15 protein-coding genes are annotated in these 17,993 nt (G+C 37.6%); 9 read left to right on the top strand and 6 right to left on the bottom strand.

Going from position 1 to position 17,993, the window contains the following annotated elements:
* Positions 1–8 precede the first annotated feature (8 nt).
* From secF to yajC, 3 genes are read right to left on the bottom strand one after another with little or no spacing between them, the layout of a single operon-like run.
* The gene (secF, locus tag CORI_RS03635; RefSeq protein WP_173030844.1) at positions 9–980 is read right to left on the bottom strand and encodes a protein translocase subunit SecF; all 972 of its coding nucleotides are present in this window, start codon (positions 978–980) and stop codon (positions 9–11) included.
* Between the two features lie 2 nt (positions 981–982).
* Positions 983–2,563 carry a protein translocase subunit SecD gene (gene secD / locus CORI_RS03630; protein WP_173030843.1) on the bottom strand — a complete coding sequence of 527 codons (1,581 nt, stop codon included), beginning with the start codon at positions 2,561–2,563 and terminating at the stop codon, positions 983–985.
* Positions 2,556–2,837, bottom strand: coding sequence for a preprotein translocase subunit YajC (gene yajC / locus CORI_RS03625; protein WP_169942038.1), 282 nt, complete (start codon positions 2,835–2,837; stop codon positions 2,556–2,558). The genes secD and yajC overlap by 8 nt, the downstream gene beginning before the upstream one ends.
* Between yajC and CORI_RS03620 the strand changes: the two genes are divergently transcribed.
* On the top strand, positions 2,810–4,120 hold the full coding sequence (locus tag CORI_RS03620) for an apolipoprotein N-acyltransferase (protein WP_173030842.1): 1,311 nt from the start codon (positions 2,810–2,812) through the stop codon (positions 4,118–4,120). The genes yajC and CORI_RS03620 overlap by 28 nt on opposite strands.
* A 2-nt stretch (positions 4,121–4,122) precedes the next feature.
* Here CORI_RS03620 and CORI_RS03615 read toward each other — a convergent pair whose 3' ends face one another.
* Together CORI_RS03615 and metK are read right to left on the bottom strand one after the other, a co-directional pair.
* The gene (locus CORI_RS03615; RefSeq protein WP_254064955.1) at positions 4,123–4,638 is read right to left on the bottom strand and encodes a hypothetical protein; all 516 of its coding nucleotides are present in this window, start codon (positions 4,636–4,638) and stop codon (positions 4,123–4,125) included.
* 217 nt (positions 4,639–4,855) lie between these two features.
* Complete coding sequence (metK, locus tag CORI_RS03610; protein ID WP_173030841.1) at positions 4,856–6,058, bottom strand: methionine adenosyltransferase; 1,203 nt, start codon at positions 6,056–6,058, stop codon at positions 4,856–4,858.
* Positions 6,059–6,202: 144 nt separating this feature from the next.
* On the opposite strand from metK, the gene sstT reads away from it, so the two are divergent.
* The 4 genes from sstT (at position 6,203) to CORI_RS03590 (ending at position 13,023) form a co-directional block, all read left to right on the top strand.
* Entirely contained in the window at positions 6,203–7,459 is a 1,257-nt protein-coding gene (gene sstT, locus CORI_RS03605; protein ID WP_173030840.1) for a serine/threonine transporter SstT, read from the top strand.
* 113 nt (positions 7,460–7,572) lie between these two features.
* Positions 7,573–9,291 carry a M3 family oligoendopeptidase gene (locus CORI_RS03600; protein ID WP_173030839.1) on the top strand — a complete coding sequence of 573 codons (1,719 nt, stop codon included), beginning with the start codon at positions 7,573–7,575 and terminating at the stop codon, positions 9,289–9,291.
* Positions 9,285–9,728 carry a hypothetical protein gene (locus CORI_RS03595; protein ID WP_173030838.1) on the top strand — a complete coding sequence of 148 codons (444 nt, stop codon included), beginning with the start codon at positions 9,285–9,287 and terminating at the stop codon, positions 9,726–9,728. Before CORI_RS03600 ends, CORI_RS03595 begins: the two co-directional genes overlap by 7 nt.
* A gap of 166 nt (positions 9,729–9,894) precedes the next feature.
* Positions 9,895–13,023, top strand: a complete 3,129-nt coding sequence (locus CORI_RS03590) for a TonB-dependent hemoglobin/transferrin/lactoferrin family receptor (RefSeq protein ID WP_173030837.1) — start codon at positions 9,895–9,897, stop codon at positions 13,021–13,023.
* Between the two features lie 51 nt (positions 13,024–13,074).
* On the opposite strand, the gene CORI_RS03585 is transcribed toward CORI_RS03590, so the two are convergent.
* Positions 13,075–13,947, bottom strand: a complete 873-nt coding sequence (locus CORI_RS03585; RefSeq protein ID WP_173030836.1) for a LysR family transcriptional regulator — start codon at positions 13,945–13,947, stop codon at positions 13,075–13,077.
* A gap of 182 nt (positions 13,948–14,129) precedes the next feature.
* Between CORI_RS03585 and CORI_RS03580 the strand changes: the two genes are divergently transcribed.
* From CORI_RS03580 to CORI_RS03565, 4 genes are read left to right on the top strand one after another with little or no spacing between them, the layout of a single operon-like run.
* The gene (locus CORI_RS03580; protein ID WP_173030835.1) at positions 14,130–16,208 is read left to right on the top strand and encodes an ATP-dependent helicase; all 2,079 of its coding nucleotides are present in this window, start codon (positions 14,130–14,132) and stop codon (positions 16,206–16,208) included.
* Positions 16,205–17,026, top strand: coding sequence for a tRNA pseudouridine(55) synthase TruB (truB, locus tag CORI_RS03575; RefSeq protein WP_173030834.1), 822 nt, complete (start codon positions 16,205–16,207; stop codon positions 17,024–17,026). Before CORI_RS03580 ends, truB begins: the two co-directional genes overlap by 4 nt.
* Complete coding sequence (gene csrA / locus CORI_RS03570) at positions 17,020–17,250, top strand: carbon storage regulator CsrA (protein ID WP_173030833.1); 231 nt, start codon at positions 17,020–17,022, stop codon at positions 17,248–17,250. The genes truB and csrA overlap by 7 nt, the downstream gene beginning before the upstream one ends.
* Positions 17,247–17,990, top strand: a complete 744-nt coding sequence (locus tag CORI_RS03565; RefSeq protein ID WP_173030832.1) for a 4-(cytidine 5'-diphospho)-2-C-methyl-D-erythritol kinase — start codon at positions 17,247–17,249, stop codon at positions 17,988–17,990. Before csrA ends, CORI_RS03565 begins: the two co-directional genes overlap by 4 nt.
* The last annotated feature ends 3 nt before the right edge of the window (positions 17,991–17,993 follow it).

The following is a 17,993-nucleotide window of genomic DNA, read 5'->3' as shown; positions in this document are numbered from 1 at the left end:
AATCCTCCTTACACAACGCCTTTTTCAAACATAGCCCTATGTCGCTCTCGCTCTTTTCTTGCTTTCATCTTTTCAGCCTCTTTGGCTCTATAGTTATCTACGCTAAATTTAAACCAAAGAAGTATCGGAGAAGCGATATAAATAGAGCTGATAGTACCTGCTAAAATTCCCACTATAAGCGCTAAGGCAAAGCCGTTTATCATGTCGCCGCCATAAAGGAATAATATAACAACGACAACCAAAGTCGTTCCTGAAGTTAATATAGTCCTTGAAAGAGTTGCGGAAACCGATTCGTTGATGATAACGTCAAGATCCGAGTTCTTGCTGGTTTTAATGCCCTCTCTAATGCGGTCAAATATGATAATAGTATCATTTAGCGAATATCCGACTACCGTAAGAATAGCCGCAAGAGTGTCTAAATTCACATCTATACCAAAAAGACTAATGGCTCCAAGAGTAATTACAACGTCGTGAATTTCAGAAGCGATGGCCGCCATCGCAAATCTCCACTCAAACCTAAACGCTATATAGAGTAAAATTCCCACAAGAGATATGCCGATCGCCATCATTCCCTTTTGTCTAAGCTCGCTTCCTACCTTTGGTCCTACGACATCCACACGGCGAATTTCAAATTTGCCCGTATCTTTAATAAGCTCGCCTACACTAGCGCCCACGTCGCTTCCGATGCTTGAATTTGAAGACGAAAATCTAATAACAACTTCGCTATCAGAGCCAAATTCGGTAACCGAAGCGTTTTTAAACGTCTCATCAGTAGAAAGTGCAGCCCTAATCTTATCAAGAGGCGCTTTGTCTTCATATTTTACTTGTATAAGCGTTCCGCCCGAAAAATCAATACCGTAGTTTAGCCCCTTAGTAACAAGCAAAAAAATAGAACCGAAAAACAAGATAGCGGAAAACGCAAGAGCGATATAACGCTTGCCCATAAAATCATAAACATGTGCTTTTGAAAAAATTTGCATTATTATCCTCTCTTGTAACCAAACCAAATTTGCGTATTGCCGCTTTTTTCTATCCTGTCCATAAGCGCGTCAAACATTCCGCGAGTGCCGAGTATGGCGGTAAGCATGGAAGCTAGGATGCCTATGCTCATCGTTACGGCAAACCCCTTAACGGGACCTGTGCCGTATGCATAAAGAACTGCAGATGTTATTAGGGTGGTTAAATTTGCGTCTATTATCGCACTCATGGCATTTTCATAGCCCTTTTTGACGCTTGCCGCTATACCGTGTCCGTCTCGTAAAAATTCCCTTATACGCTCGTTTATAATTACGTTTGCGTCAACCGCCATACCTATGGTTAAAACCACGCCCGCCATGCCAGGCAGAGTTAAAGTGGCACCAAACATGGCCATAACAGCAACAAGTATCAAGATATTTGCAATCAGAGCAAAATTTGCCAAAATTCCCGCAAATCCGTAATAAACTATCATAAATAGTACTACAAGCACTCCTGCGCTTGCAAGAGCCGTCATGCTTTGATTGATGCTATCAGCGCCCAAACTTGGCCCGATACTTCTTTTTTCAAGCATCTTTACGGGAGCTAAAAGCGCACCGCTTCTAAGCGCAATAGCTACGTCATGAGCTTCTTCTACGCTAAATCCGCCGCTTATCTGTCCGTTTCCACCGCCTATGCGCTCATTTATAACAGGTGCGGAATAAACCTTGCCGTCAAGCACTATAGCAAGACGCTTACCGACATTTGCACCCGTAAAATCACCAAAAATTCTAGCACCTTCGGCATTTAGCGTAAAGCTGATCACGGGAGCGTTCGTGCGCTGATCAAAAGCCACTCTGGCGTCAGTTAGCATAGAGCCGTCAAGAACGGGGATATTTTTTACTACGTATTTTTGTTGCTCATTTTTAACGTCAGGATAAACGATACTACCGTAGCTTTCGGCCTCTGCAGCACTTAGAGTATTTGCTTGAGGTTGTCTTTTCTCATCAAGAGCCATCAGTTGCAAATGCGCCGCTTTTGCGATTAGCTCTCTAGCGCGCTGCTCGTCGGCTTGTGTTTTTACACCCGGAAGCTCTACAAGTATCTTTTCTTCGCCTTGTCTTGCCACGGTAGGTTCTGCCAAACCAAACTGATCAAGCCTGTTTCTTATGGTTTCAACAGCTTGATTTATAGCATACTCTATCGTTTCAGCCTTTTCGCTATCACTTAGCCTTATGGTGTATTTGAGGGCTTCTTTGGTTACATCAAGCCCTTTTATCTCCTTAAGCATGTCATCTATCTTGCGCTGATCATCGCTGTCTAAAAGCTCGAAATTTACATAATCTTGGCGAATTTTGAAGTTATCTATCAGGATATCTTCTTTGCCTGCGTAGTAGTTAATGCTTGAAGCGATTGATTTCACTTTAGAGTGTATCGCCTCCTCGGTCTCTACGCCAAGTAGCATATGAAGTCCGCCCTGAAGATCAAGCCCGAGGCTAATCTTAGCTCCGCCCATATCCTTAAAAAACGAAGGTGCGGAAAAGCCTATACCTAAAACCAAAGCGATGATAAATATAACGAGCCTATATGTTACCTTTGCACTACGCATTGACTTTGGTCTCGATTTTTCTAGCGACAAACTCGCGTCCTATGCGCACTATTACATCGTCATTAAGTTTAACTTTGATAAAATCATCTTCAGGTTTTATGACTTCGCAATAAAGTCCGCCCGCAGTGATGATCTTATCGCCCTTTTCTAGGGCTGCAAGCATCTTTTGATGCTCTTTTTGCTGTTTTTGCTGCGGTCTGATAACCAAAAAGTAAAAAATCGCGAAAAGCACGATCAGAGGTAGTAATGAAGCTAAAAAATTGCCTTCTTGCATTGTATTCCTTAGTAAAAAATTTTTTAATCAAATATTTTAGCACTAAAATTATAAGAAAAGCCTTTTTTAGTGCATTTTTGATATCAAATTTTATATTTCTTTCGCTTTTTGATTCTGAAGTGCTAAATTTCGTCTCGCCGTTTCTTGCTATTTTAGGCTTTTACTTACTTTTTAACTTCAATCGCTATGAGTTTTTTACGACAGGATTTTTCGTAGGAATTTTGTGGTTTTATTGGATCAGTTTTAGCCTTATTTATTACAACTTTGGCTATCTAATCCCGATTGAAATTTTATTTATAGGTATCGTATATGGAGTTATGTTTTTTATCGCCGGAATTCCTACTCAAATTTGGCTTAAAGCGGTCTTGCTTATTTTGATTTCAAATTTGCATCCTTTTAATTTTAACTGGCTAAATTTTGAGGCAATATTTGTTGTTGGAATTTTTAAGCCGAATTTATACGGGTTTGTTTTTGTATTTGCTGCGATTTTATCGCTGTTTTATATAAAAACCAAGCTTAAATTTTTAGCTTGCATCACGCTTTTACTTTTTGCCGTTCAGTATGATGATGCTAAAGCTAAAATTTTACCTTTTGAAGTAACTCTTACAAACACAAACGTCCCTCAAGCTTTAAAATGGGAAAAATCACTTAAAAACGAGTTTATAAATGAAAATTTAAAGATGATAGATGAGGCGATAAATGAGGGCAAAAGAGCCATAATCATGCCTGAAAGCGTATTTCCGACATTTATGACGCAGGAGCGAAATTTAACTGCCGAGCTTAAAGAGAAATCTCAAAAAATCGCTATCGTCGCAGGCGCTCTTGCTTACGAAAATTCCCAAAGCTATAACTCTACTTTTTTCTTTGATAAAGGCGAAATTAAGCGCTTTGATAAGCTTGTGCTAGTACCCTTCGGCGAAGAAATTCTGCTTCCAAATTTTATGAAAAATTTGATAAACGAGCTCTTTTTTGACGGTGGCAAGGACTTTAAAACCGCAAATTCGGTTAGCGATTATGAGATAGACGGAGTTAAAATTCGCAATGCGATTTGCTATGAAGCTACGCGAGACGAGCTGTTTAAGGGCGAATTTGACGTGATGATAGCTATCACAAACAACGGCTGGTTCGTGCCTTCAACGGAGCCAAATTTACAACGCCTTTTGCTTAAATACTACTCAACCAAATATAACAAAACGATTTATCACAGCGTAAACGGCTCGCCGTCTGAGATAATCACGCCAAAACGCGGCTTGCTCGATAAATTTTTAAGTAATTTTTACTAAATTCAAGCATTATTACGCTTGTGAAAAAGTAGCTGAATTTGCAATGCTACGTAAATTATACAAGCTGCCACAATAGCTAAAAATATAAGATCAAACATCATCTGCCAAAACAGCTCACCGGGAGACTTCAAAATCCATTCGTATCCGGGCGAGTTTCTTGTCTTACGATATCCGATATGATAACCCGTAAAATCCTTATTTGTCAAAAAACAAACCCACAAAATACCAAAAAATGAAATAAAAACTCTTACTACGGGATTTTCTTTTCTTGCTTCTTTCATCGCGCAAGCTTTATTTTCTTTACTGCCACACAGCAAACAAGCCGCAACGAAACCCGTAAACGTGACAACTTTCACGATCCCCATATAAGCGATATAAAATGCAGCTTTTTGCGTAAAATCAGTATGAGTAAAGGCGCGCTCGACGGCGGGATAAGTTTCAAGCATAGCCTCCACAAACCAAAACGCAATAGACGAGTGCGACAGCACGTCAAAAGGCAGAAAAATGCCTAGCGCCAAAAGAAAATTAAAAAATACAAAGTCCAAGTAAAACGAGTCTGAGCGTCTTGCTTTTGCCGTTTTGATTTATCGCCGTTTGCATTTTTAAATCTCTTTAAATTTTGCCGCGTGGTTTTTGAGGTAAAATTTAAGATGCAAAGCTAGGCAAATTCTCATACAAAGCCTTAAATTTTGAGAGCAAATTAAGCCCGCGTTAAATTTAGCGGGCTTGCGAAAATTATTTAATCAAAGCTTTAAACGTATCTATCGCGTCAAGTTTCTCCCAAGGATACTTAGCATTTCCGACCTGCCCTTTTGCGGCTACCTTTGCATATAAAAACGTATCTTTGCCGGGTTTATCAAGTCCAAATTTATCCTTTATCCAGCGTGGAGTCAAAGAGAAATTTTCGCTTACAAAAGCAGATAATTTATCGTCATTTACGCCTTCTATATGCGTTCCCATAGTATCTACGCTAACGGAAGTAGGCTTAGCAACTCCGATAGCATAGCTTAGCTGCACTATGCACTTTTTAGCAAGTCCTGCAGCAACGATATTTTTAGCTATCCATCTAGCAGCATACAGTCCGCTACGATCAACTTTCGTATAGTCTTTTGAGCTCTGAGCGCCGCCTCCTATCGGAGCGTATCCGCCAAAGCTATCTACGATAAGCTTGCGACCCGTTAGGCCGCTATCGTGAAGCGAGCTGTGATTTACGTATCTGCCTGTAGGGTTTATATAAATAAGTGTCTTTTCTTTTTTGTAAAGTTCTTTTGGCAAATTTGAGCCGTCTATAAGTTCTTGTACAAGAGCTCTAAGCTCTTCTATCTTCATTGTCTCTACACAAGGAGCTGAAACCACTATGGTATGTATGCTTTCGGGCTTACAATTTTCAAAGTTATCCTTAGTGCCGTAATCAATAGTAACCTGAGTTTTGATATCAACTCCGAGCTTGTCGGGATTTGCCTTGGCAAATTTATACACCTTATCGCAAAGCATTCTTGCGTAAGTAATAGCCGCGGGCATATATTCGCTCGCTTCGCAACTTGCAAAACCAAACATTATGCCCTGATCGCCTGCCCCTATCTCGCCGCTAGCTTGATCTACGCCTTGATTAATATCGCTACTTTGCTGATTAATGCAAACATTAACTTCTATATCATCAGGGTGCAAACACTGCTCTTTAGTGAAATTTGACTTGCCGTCATACCCTATTTTAGCCAGCGCATGTTTGACTATGGCTTCATAATCCTTAAAACTTAATTTTACTTTCGAATTTATCTCTCCGCCGATTATTACATTTTTGCCCGCTACAAAAACCTCGCTTGCGACTCTTCCGTTTGGATCTTGAGTCAAGATGGTATCCACGATGCTATCTGCTATGATATCTGCGCATTTATCGGGATGCCCCGGGCTTACGACTTCAGATGTAAATAGATACATATTTTTCCTTAAAATGGGTATTTTTGAAACTTTGAAATTGTAACATTTCAAAATAAAATCCATATTAATCGCTTAGAATTTGTTTAAAATTTCAGGTTTGTTTGCTATACTAGGCTTTTTCAAATTTAAATTTAAGGTAAACACATGAGTGCAGTTTGCAATATGGCAAGAAAATTTGCCGACGGAAACCTAATCGTTCAAATTCTAATCGGAATTCTTCTGGGCGCCGTTATAGGCTTTTGGGGTAATGCCCAAGTTGTTTCGGGCGGCGAATCTGCCGAACTTGCTAATAAAATCATAAATTCCATCTCGATACTTGGAAGTTTATTTGTAGGTGCTTTAAAGGCAGTTGCTCCCATCTTGATCTTCGTTCTTGTGGCAACTTCGATCATCACCAAAGACTTTGGCAACGCAAAAGGCATGCAAAAAGTCGTTGTTTTATATCTTGTTAGTACATTTTTAGCAGCTTGCGTTGCGGTTGCGGCTAGTTTTCTTTTCCCTGTCGAACTTGTGCTAAAAGGGATTGAGAGTGCTGCCATGAGCGCACCTCAAAACGTAGTTGATGTCTTAAAAGATCTTATGTTTAAGATAGTTCAAAACCCTCTTCAAGCTATAGCTACGGGTAACTATATAGGCATCATCGCTTGGGCTGTTGGCGGCGGTATAGCTATGAGAGGATGCTCGGCGGAGACTAAAAAAGTATTTTCAGACGTAAGCGATGGAGTTACTAAGATAGTAAGATTTGTTATTCGTTTAGCACCTTTTGGTATCTTTGGACTTGTTGCTATCAGCATACACGAAACAGGATTTGAGGCTCTTAAAGGCTACTTCAAGCTAATCGCCGTTCTAGTAGGAGCAATGCTTGTGGTTGCGTTTATCGTTAATCCAATTATAGCTTTTGTAGTAACCAAGAAAAATCCTTTCCCTCTTATCATGACTTGCATCAAAGAAAGTGCCGTAACGGCGTTTTTCACAAGAAGCTCGGCTGCAAACATCCCTGTAAATATCGCGCTTTGCAAAAAACTTGGCCTTAAAGAGGAGCTTTACTCTATCTCTATACCGCTTGGAGCTACTATAAATATGGCCGGAGCTGCCGTTACTATAAGTATCCTTGCGCTTGCCGCCGTTAATTCGATCCCTGATATAACGGTAACATTCGGAGACGCCTTGCTTCTTAGCTTTATTTCGGCTATCGGAGCTTGCGGAGCTTCTGGTGTTGCGGGCGGATCGCTTCTTCTTGTGCCTCTTGCTTGCGCACTTTTTGGAATTTCAAACGATATCGCGATGCAAGTAGTTGCGATAGGATTTATCATCGGAGTTATACAAGACTCGGTTGAAACTGCGGTAAATAGCTCTTCTGACGTTGTATTTACGGCTATCGCTTCACAAACTACAGAATAAATCTTTAATAAATTTAGCGTCTTTTTGGCGCTAAATTTCCTCTTTTAACTATAACTTTTATAAATTTAAGACAAATTTTGTGTAAAATACTCTAAAAATTTTAAGGAAAATATATGACGAGTTGGGATCTAAAACCTCTTTTTAAGAATGAAAAAGAGCTTGAAAAATCAGCATTAAACTTAAAAAAAGAGTGTGAAAAATTTGAAAAAACTTATTCAGATAAATTTGCAAATTTAAACACAAATGAATTTTTAAAAGCGTTTGGCGAGTATGAAAAACTGCTTGCTAAAATTTCAAAAGTTGCGACTTATGCCTTTTTGGTATTTGCCAAAGACACTTCAAAAGGAGCGTTTTACGCTAAATTTGAAGAGATTGCCACAAAGGCTCAAGAAAATTTGCTCTTTTTTGAGATCAAATTTAACGAATTTGAAGATAAAAAACAACAAGAGATTATAAAAGCTTCAAAAACCCATGGATACTATTTAAGCAATCTCGCCAAGTCAAAGGCTCATCAGCTGAGCTTAAAAGAAGAGCAGGTCTTGCTTCGCACGGCAAATACGGGAAGAGACGGGTTTGCAAGACTATTTGACGAAACAATGAGTAATCTTAAATTTAAATTCAAAAATGAGCTTTTAAGCGAAGAGCAAATTTTAAGCAAGCTTCACGATAAAGATAGAAACGTGCGAAAGCTTGCGGCAAAATCATTAAGCGATACGCTAGCTAAAAATCAGCATTTGCTTGGATACATATATAATATGATAAAAACGAGCCTTAAGACAAGCTGCGAGCTACGCAAATACAAAAGCGCCGAAGAGCCAAGACACGAAAGCAACCAAATCACAAAGCAAAGCGTAGATGCGCTCATAAAAACAGCTGAAAAAAATTTTAATTTAGTTAGTAAATTTTATGAGAAGAAGCGTAAAATTTTAGGCTATAAAAAGCTTTATGATTACGATAGATACGCACCTCTTGAAGGAGACGGCGAGTATAAATTCGACAAATGCAAACAAATAGTTTTAAAAGCGTTTAACGACTTTAGTCCCGAATTTGCAAAGATCGCCAAAAGAGCATTTGAAGAAGGCTGGTGCGATGTCTATCCTACGCCAAACAAGCGCGGAGGAGCATTTAGTCACTCAGGCTCAAGCGACGCCCATCCTTATGTGCTGCTAAATCACACGGACGGCAGAAGAGATCTATTTACCTTGGCTCACGAGCTGGGTCATGCGATACATCAGCATTTATCTTATAAGGTAGGCTACTTAAATTCGGATACGCCGCTTACTACGGCCGAGACCGCATCGGTATTTTGCGAGATGCTTGTGTTTGACTACATCAAGAAAGATTTAAGCGATAAAGACAAAATTTCACTTCTAGCAGGAAAGATAGAAGATATATTTGCCACGCTTTATCGCCAGATAAATTTTACTACTTTCGAGCGCAGAATTCATGCGTATGAAGGTGAAATTTCACTTGAGGAGCTAAACAAAATTTGGCTTGAAGAGAGCAAAAAGATGTTTGGCAAAAGCGTTACCTTAAATGATTATTATAAAATTTGGTGGAGCTATATACCGCACTTCATACACTCACCGTTTTATTGTTATGCCTACTCTTATGCGCAGCTTTTAGTCCTTGCGATATTTGGACTTTACAAAAGCGGAAAATGTAAAAATTTCGTGGAAATTTATACTGAATTTTTAAGTCTTGGCGGAAGTATGAGCCCAAAAGATATGGTTGCAAAATTTGGTTTTGATATAGAGAGCGAAAAATTTTGGGATATCGGCATAAAAGAGGTTAAGAAGCTTGTTGATGAATTTGAGGAGTTAAAATGCTAGAGGATATCTTAGACGACGAGAAATTCGGACTACTTATGAAAATGCACGTTTATGAGTGCATTGATTATCTTTTGCAAAACGATCAGCCGTTTTCCGTGATGGCGAATTTGGACTTGGTTAAATTTAATCCCGAGCTACCCACAGAGATAAGCTCGGCGTTTAGGCCTCCGGTGATAGTTTTTACACTTGACGGATATACGTTTCAAAGTGCAAAACTTAGTGGGGATGAGCTTAGCTTTGAAGCGGGTTTTGGGGCGGATAATTTCGCCTCTTTCGTTAGTTTTCCGCTTGGTGCGATAGTTCAAATTTTGGTTGAAAATAGCCCGATTTTAATAAATTTTGCAATTCATAAAGAAAAAGAAAATCAAAACAAAACGGAAAAATCCATGTCAATATTCATGTCAAATCCAAAAAATAGAGAGCTTTTCAAGAAATAAAGCTTTTTCATTCGCTTTTATATCAACACAAAATAAAATTTCATATTTTATTTGCCACGCATAATATATTTAATATGTGTTTAAACTAATATTTATTATCATTGTCTGCTTTATAATAACGAATATTGTAATTACAAATTTTATCAACCTCAAAAAGGCTTAATAAATGGGAAAACTTAAATTTTCATTAGTCGCTCTAGCCATCTTGGGAATGGGCTTAAATTTACAAGGGGAGGACAAAAATGTAGATCAAGTGGAGTTAGGAGGGGTAACTATAACAGATAGTCCTGAAGAAGATCCTTTACAAAAGAAAGTCGGAGAGATCAAAAAAAGTGATAAAACTCTATCAAAACAGCAAATTTCAGATACAAAAGACTTAGTGAAGTATGAAACAGGAGTAAGCGTAGTTGAAACAGGAAGATTTGGCGCAAGCGGATATGCTATACGCGGAGTTGATGAAAACCGTGTCGCTATAACTATAGACGGACTTCATCAGGCTGAAACTTTAAGCTCGCAAGGCTTTAAAGAGATTTTTGAAGGATACGGAAATTTCAACAATACAAGAAACGGAGTTGAAATAGAAACCGTCAAAGAGGTATCTATAGCAAAAGGTGCTAACTCTGTAAAAACCGGTTCAGGAGCGCTTGGTGGCTCTGTAATGTTTGAAACAAAAGACGCTAGGGACTTCCTGCTTAAAAAAGATTATTTTTACGGATACAAAGGCGGAGTTTCAACAGCAGATGATCAGAGATTGCACTCCCACACTCTTGCTGCCAGATACAAATGGTTTGATATTTTATTTATAACAACAAAAAGAAGGCATCATGAAACCAAAAACTACGGGTATGATTCTTACGATGATTCAATAGTAGGAAGAGAAAGAGAAAAAGCCGACCCTTACTATATAAAAAAACATAGCAATCTTATCAAAGTAGGCTTTCAACCGCATGAAGAGCATAGATTTGGATTTGCTATAGATGACTATGAAAATATTTCAAAAGGGCATGATTATTCTTACACACTTAGTCCAAAATCAATTACTGGCTTTGATTTTCCACAGAAACTAGGTCAAAGACATACTACGGATACGACTACAAGAAAAAATTTTAGTATGACATATGAAAATTTTACCGAAACTCCTTTATGGGATAGCGTTAAATTTACATACTCTAATCAAAAGATCAAAACCAGAGCCAGAACAGAGGAATTTTGTAGAGGTAGCGATTGTGCAGAAATAGCAAATCCAATAGGGCTAAATGTACAAAACGGAAAAGTAGTAGACAAACACGGAAAAGATGTAACATTAACAAAAGACGGTGCGGGAGGGCTATCGGTTCTTACGGACTCAACCGGCAAAAGACATAGTTCCGGCTTTAACTTAAAAAACGTAAACGAATATTTATTTGACTGCTCCGTTTACGACTGCTCTAAAGATATAACATTATATGAAAATCCTCCATATGGAGATCCAAATATCAAAGGTCATAATATCGATTTGTCAAAAGGTGTTACGGAAATAACAGGAAAGGATGGTAAAAAATATAAATTTAGCGTTACTGAAGAAAAACAAGGCGGAAAGATATATAAAAAGATAAAAGCTACACATAAATTTATTAACGGATTTGGAAAAGAGGTTGAAGCAAATACAAATAAATTCTCAACGCTGACTCCCGGCTCAAAAGGCTATCTAGAGAGAGACTGGAAAGAAAGAGATCTTAATACTGACACTAAGCAATTTAATCTTGATTTTACAAAAGAATTTACAATATTTTCAATGGATCATAGTCTTTCTTATGGCGGATTATACGCAAGAGGTAAAAAGGAGATGGTTAATAGGCAGGGATATGACGCTACTGCTCCTGCTTGGTGGACAGATGATTTTAAAGACTGCAAAGGAACAGGATTTAATGGTCTAAAATGCCCAAAAGTTGAACCTGAAACATCTTTTCTAATTCCCGTTAAAAATGAAAATGGTGCATTTTATGTAGCGGATGAAGTGCAGATAAACGACTATGTCGGTATTGATTTAGGCTATAGATATGACAAAATAAAATATACCCCCGAATACATTCCTGGAGTATCTCCAAAAGTACCCGATGATATGGTAAAAGGGTTATTTATACCTCTAAAACCCGTTCCTCCGATTAAGCCTGCGCCAAGTATTCTTGAAAAACCATTTCCTTGGGAGCCAAAATATAGAGGCAAGCCGGATTTATACCAAAAAGATTTAAAAGCTTACAATGATAAAGTAGCAGAACATGAAAAATCAAAAGCAGAAGCGGCAAAAGTAGAGCAAGAAAACAAACTAAATCCACAAAAAAATATAGAATATTTCTCTAGACCAAGAGAATTTAAAAGCAGTTCATACTCATTGGGATTTACACTTGACCCACTTGATTTTATAAGAATTCAAACAAAATATTCAAAAGGATTTAGAGCGCCTACTCACGAAGAGCTTTACTTGGCCTTTAAACATCCCGACTTTACTATAAAACCAAATGTTAATCTACAGCCTGAAATAGCAAAGACAAAGGAGATAGCACTAACTTTTCATCAAAATTCAAGCTTTATATCTTTTAGCACATTTAAAACAGATTATGCAAATTTTCTAGATCTTAAATTTTTAGGAGTCGAAAGAAAAAATGCCGGAAACAATGTAAATAGTGGACTTGACTTTGATATATACCAAAATGTAAACAGACAAAAAGCCAAAGTAGGCGGCATAGAGATAAATTCTAAGCTAAATTTAGGAGATGTATTTGAACCTTTCAAAGGATTCCATGTAGGCTATAAATTAACAAAGCAAAAAGGTAAAATTTTAACCGATGAAGATGGTCTTGTGCCTATGAATGCTATTCAGCCTAGAACATCTGTATACAATATAGGCTATGCTTCTAAAAACGATAAATTTGGGGCCGATTTATATATCACGGATGTTTCTGCTAAAAAACCTCAAGATACTTACAATATGTTTTGGCGAAATGAAAAACCAGGCAATCCTCCTAGCGCAAGAGATTATATAAACGGAAGACTGGTAACAGACTATAGATCTCACTGGCTAAGCACTAAATACACAACAATAGATATCATAGCTTACACAAAACCTATAAAAAATCTTACATTAAGACTTGGCGCATACAATCTTACCGATGAAAAATATATAACATGGGAATCAGCTCGTTCTATACGCTCTTTTGGAACTACAAACATGGTCAGGAAAAGCGATGGACTTGGCATTAACAGATTCAATGCCCCGGGAAGAAACTTCAAATTTACATTTGAATTTACGTTTTAGTTAGTAAGCAGAAATATAGTAGGTTTTAAAAAACCTACTATATTTTATAAATCAAAACTCAAAACCGTTTTTAATCTTTATAAAGTTATTCAAGACGTCTTCATTTTCTTTGAGAGCAGCAGCATAAACCGTTCTTATAAGCTTTATCTTGTTCATTTTAATTTCAAACAGCTTTCCGCTTTTAATATGCTCTTCAACCAAAAATCTCGGCACAAACGTTACATAATCATCTGCAAAGTTGTTTAGTATCGCACGCTGAACCATTATCGAGCCGTCAAGCAAATAAGCGCTTTTCAAATCAGCGTAATTGATGCCGTATTTGCTAAAAAAGTCGTTTAGATAAGACTTGGTTCTGTCTTTAATAAATTTAAATTTATAAAGCTCCTCAAGCTTAACGCTATCTACGAGTTTTTTGTTTGAAACCAAGATAATTTCGTAGTCAAAGAGCTTTTTAGTAATCAAATTCTCATCAAGCGACTGCTCCAAGACGATACAGATATCGCTTCTTCTGTCTTTTAAATGCGCGATCAGTTCGTTTTGCTCTTTTATCCTTATATCAAGCTCGGCGTCAATCACTTCTGAAATTTTATCAAGCATAAGCGGCATAAAAGTCTCGCCTATGAGCTGTGTAGTTGAGATAACAAGAGGCGCTTTATCGTTTTTGATATGAGAAATTTCATCCTTAAACCTAAACATTGCATTTTCAAAGCGAAGACAGAGTTTGTAAAATTTCTCACCCTCTCTGGTTAAGATTATTCCGTTTTTCTTGCGCATTATAAGAGTTACTTTTAAGATTTCTTCAAGCTTTTTGATCTGTAAAGTAACTGCCGGTTGAGAGATACCAAGGGATTTTGAAGCCTTTGAGAAGCTTCTTTCTTTGACTATCTCCATGAAGGTATAAATTTTACTAAAATCGTTAATCATACTCTTGCTCTCTTTTCTTTTTTTAAGATAACATAATATTATTAAGAAAAATTATAATATCACGCATCGAATAATTATAGTAATAAATACTAAAATTACACTGAAATAGATATTAAAAACGCTGATTTTTAAGGTTGTTGTGTTACAATCTAAATACACTAAATATATTTCTTGGAAATTTAATGGAAAAATTTTTAAAATCTTTAAATGATGAACAAAGAGAAGCGGCAACTCATTTAGACGGCGCTATGCTTATACTTGCAGGCGCAGGAAGCGGCAAAACAAAAACGATAACCACTCGCCTTGCCTATCTTATAAGCGAAGTAGGTATAGATCCTGCAAATACGCTTACTCTTACTTTTACAAATAAAGCTGCAAACGAAATGCGAACAAGAGCCATAAATATGCTTGGCGAAAACAGTAAAAATTTAACTCCCCTGCTTTGCACCTTTCATAAATTCGGGCTTTTGTTCTTAAAATTTTATATAGATAATCTTAATCGCAAAAATAGCTTCGTAATAATAGATACCGATGATAAAAAAAGAATTTTAAAAAGCTTTGAAAGCCAAATTCCAACCCCTGCCCTATCAAGCGAAATTTCAAATTTTAAAAACTCTCTTTTAAGCGTTGAGGATGTATTTGCAAATTTAAGCCTTTATAGCGACGCATCTAAAAACAAAGACGGATACTATCTTAAGATCGCAAATTCATACAAGCAATACGAAGAGTATCTAAGCTCAAACAATCTTGTTGATTTTGACGATTTACTCTGCCTAACCTATAAAATTTTAGATCAAAACGAAGGCTTGGCTGACGAAATTTCCAAAAGATACCGCTATATAATGGTAGATGAGTACCAAGATACAAACGATTTGCAGTATAAGCTACTTCGCAAGTTGTGCAAGACTCACGAGAATATCTGCGTAGTAGGCGATGACGATCAAAGCATCTATGGTTGGCGAGGCGCAAAGATAGAAAATATCTTAAATTTCAAAGATCAATTTAAAAACACGAAAATAGTAAGACTAGAGCACAACTACCGCTCGACAAGTGCGATTTTAAAAGCTGCAAACGAGCTCATAGATCACAACAGAAACCGCCTTGGCAAGAAGCTTGTAAGCACCAAAGAAGCAGGCGAAGAGATAGTGTTTCTAGAATCAAACGATGAGAGTATGGAAGCCAGCAAGATAGCAAAGCATATAAAAGATCTCTTAAATAAAGGCGTAGATGCAAGCGATATAGCCGTTTTGTACCGCATAAACGCCCTTTCTCGCTCGCTTGAAGAGGGTCTTAATAAAGAAAAAATCCCTTACAAAATGGTCGGTGGAGTGAAATTTTATGAAAGAGCCGAAGTTAAAGACGTCATCAGCTACTTAAGGCTTATCACAAATGAAAACGATGATTTTTCAATCAAGCGTATCATAAATCGCCCTAAACGAGGACTTGGCAAAGTAAGTCTAGCCAAAATAGAAAAGATAGCCTACGAAAACAAAATTTCCATTTTTGAAGCGATTTTAAATTTAGATGAAAAAGATGAAGCGTTTAGCAAAAAGATCGTATCCGCACTTAACGAATTTGTCCTAAATTTAAAAGATCTGAAAGAGTGCGCCTCTTTATATGAGCTTATAGATAAGCTTGAGGCGAAATTCGGTATCAAAAAATACTACGAAAGCCTGCCTGACGGAGCTGAAAGAGTAGCAAACATCGATGAATTTTATGCGATGATAAAAGATCAGATAAAGCAAAATCCGAATTTCGAGCTTGAAGAATTTTTAAACGAACTAACTCTTCAAAGCGAGCAAGACGGTATAAGCGAAGACGCCATATCAATCATGAGCATACACGCAAGCAAAGGGCTTGAATTTGATCATCTTTTCGTAATCGGTCTTGAGGAGGGATTTTTCCCGCTAATCGGCGAAGGAAGCGACATAGAAGAGGAGCGAAGACTGGCTTACGTAGCCATAACAAGAGCAAAAAAAACGCTCACGTTAAGCTGCGTAAATTCAAGATTTTACAAAGGGCAGCGCACAAGGCTTGAAAGAAGTAGGTTTTTAAACGAAGCGGGCGTATGCTCCGGAAGCATTATAATCCAAACGCAAACTTCAAATGAATATAAAAAAGGCGATTTGGTAAAACATAAAATTTTTGGCATAGGTCGCGTTACAGGCGTTAGCAAAGTCAAAAAAGAGCTTAAACTCAGCATAAATTTCGGCGGCATAGAGCGTGATATCATGTCAAGCTTCGTTGAAAAAGTCGTATGAACGCGATTTTTGTTGTAAATAAACCCATAGGAGTTAGCTCAAATCGCTTTTTAACACGCCTAAAGCGTAAATACGGCGTGAAAAAGGCAGGCTTTTCAGGCACTCTTGATCCTTTTGCAAGCGGGTGTCTTTTAGTAGCGCTCGGAAGCTATACTAGATTTTTTAACTACATAAATAAAACGCCAAAAGTTTACATAGCTACCATTTGGTTTGGGGCGCAAAGCGAAAGTTTGGACAATGAAAATATAAGCGAAGTAAAAAACGTAAAAGAGCTAAATTTAAGCGATATAAAGCGAATTTTAAGCGATTTAACAGGAGAGATAGCTTACACTCCGCCAAAATTTAGCGCAAAACATATAAACGGTACAAGAGCCTATAAACTCGCTCGCGAAGGAGTGAAATTTAAGCTTAAAGAGCAGATCATGAGAGTATATAAAGCTCAAATTTTAAGCTATATGCATCCGTTTTTAACGGTAAAGCTAAGTGTCGATGAGGGCTCATACATCCGCTCTTACGCGCAAATTTTGGCCTCAAAACTAGGTCAAAAAGCTACGCTTAGCGCGCTTCATAGACAAAGCGAAGGTGGGCTAAAATTTGAAAACGAAAAATTCCTCAATCCTCTTGAAATTTTAAACCTACCGCGCAATGAATACTTAGGCGATATAGGCGATCTAATGGACGGTAAGAAGCTAAGCGTGGCGGATTTCAAAGAGAGAGAAAATAAAATATATTTAATATCTTTTGATAAATTTTTAAGCATCATTGAGATAAAAGATCAAACGGTTACGTACCGATTAAACAAGGCTAAACTATGCTAATACTTTCAAGGAAAGAAGATGAGAGCATACTTCTTGGTAAGGATATCAAGATCACGGTCGTTGGCATATCAAAAAGCGGCGTTAAGCTTGGTATAGAGGCTCCTAAAAATATGATTATACTACGCTCCGAGCTTGCTCAGGAGGTTGCAAGCAAAAATAAAGAGGCTATAAATTTAGCCGACGATGCAAGTCTAAGCGAGCTTAGTAAAAAAATACAAAAATGAAAAGCTTTGCAAAGATAAATATCTTTTTAAAAATTATCGGAACCAGAGGAAACTATCATGAGATAGTTTCTAGGTTTGTGCTTTGGCGCAGGCTTTTTGACGAGATAAATTTCGTTCGCTCGGACAAATTTAGCGTAGAGTGCAATAATAAAAACATAAAAAACAATATAGTCTTAAAAGCAAAAGAAGCACTTGAAAACGCAGGCTTTAAAGACGAGATTCATGAATTCTTTAGCTCGCATAAAATAATCATCAATAAAAACATCCCGATAGGCGCAGGACTTGGCGGCGGAAGCAGTAACGCAGCGACATTTTTAAAGATGACAAACGAGGAGCTTAATTTAAAAATTCCACGCGAAAAACTTTACAAGATAGCCGAGCAAATCGGAGCTGACGTGGCGTTTTTCGTAAGCGACTTTGAGGCTGCAAACGTAAGCGGCATAGGCGAAGTGATAGAGGAATTTAAAGATGAAGTTCCTAGTTTAGAGCTATTTACCCCTCAGGTTTTCGCTTCAACCCCTGCGGTTTATAGCGAATTTAGAGCAAATTTTATAAACAGGATAGACGCAAATTTAGCGAACAAAATGTCAAATTTGACTAGCGAGCAACTGCTTGCAGGCTATAAAAACAGCGAACTAAACGATCTTTATGCACCATGCTTTAAGCTTTATCCGCAAATGCAAAAATATAAAGATATGTTTTTAAGCGGAAGCGGAAGCAGCGTGTTTTGTTTGAAATGAGAG

This window comes from Campylobacter sp. CCUG 57310, assembly GCF_013201975.1.
Taxonomy (GTDB): Bacteria; Campylobacterota; Campylobacteria; order Campylobacterales; family Campylobacteraceae; genus Campylobacter_A; species Campylobacter_A canis.
Note: the sequence above shows the minus strand (reverse complement) of the source record. Positions and strands in the feature narration are given on the sequence as shown.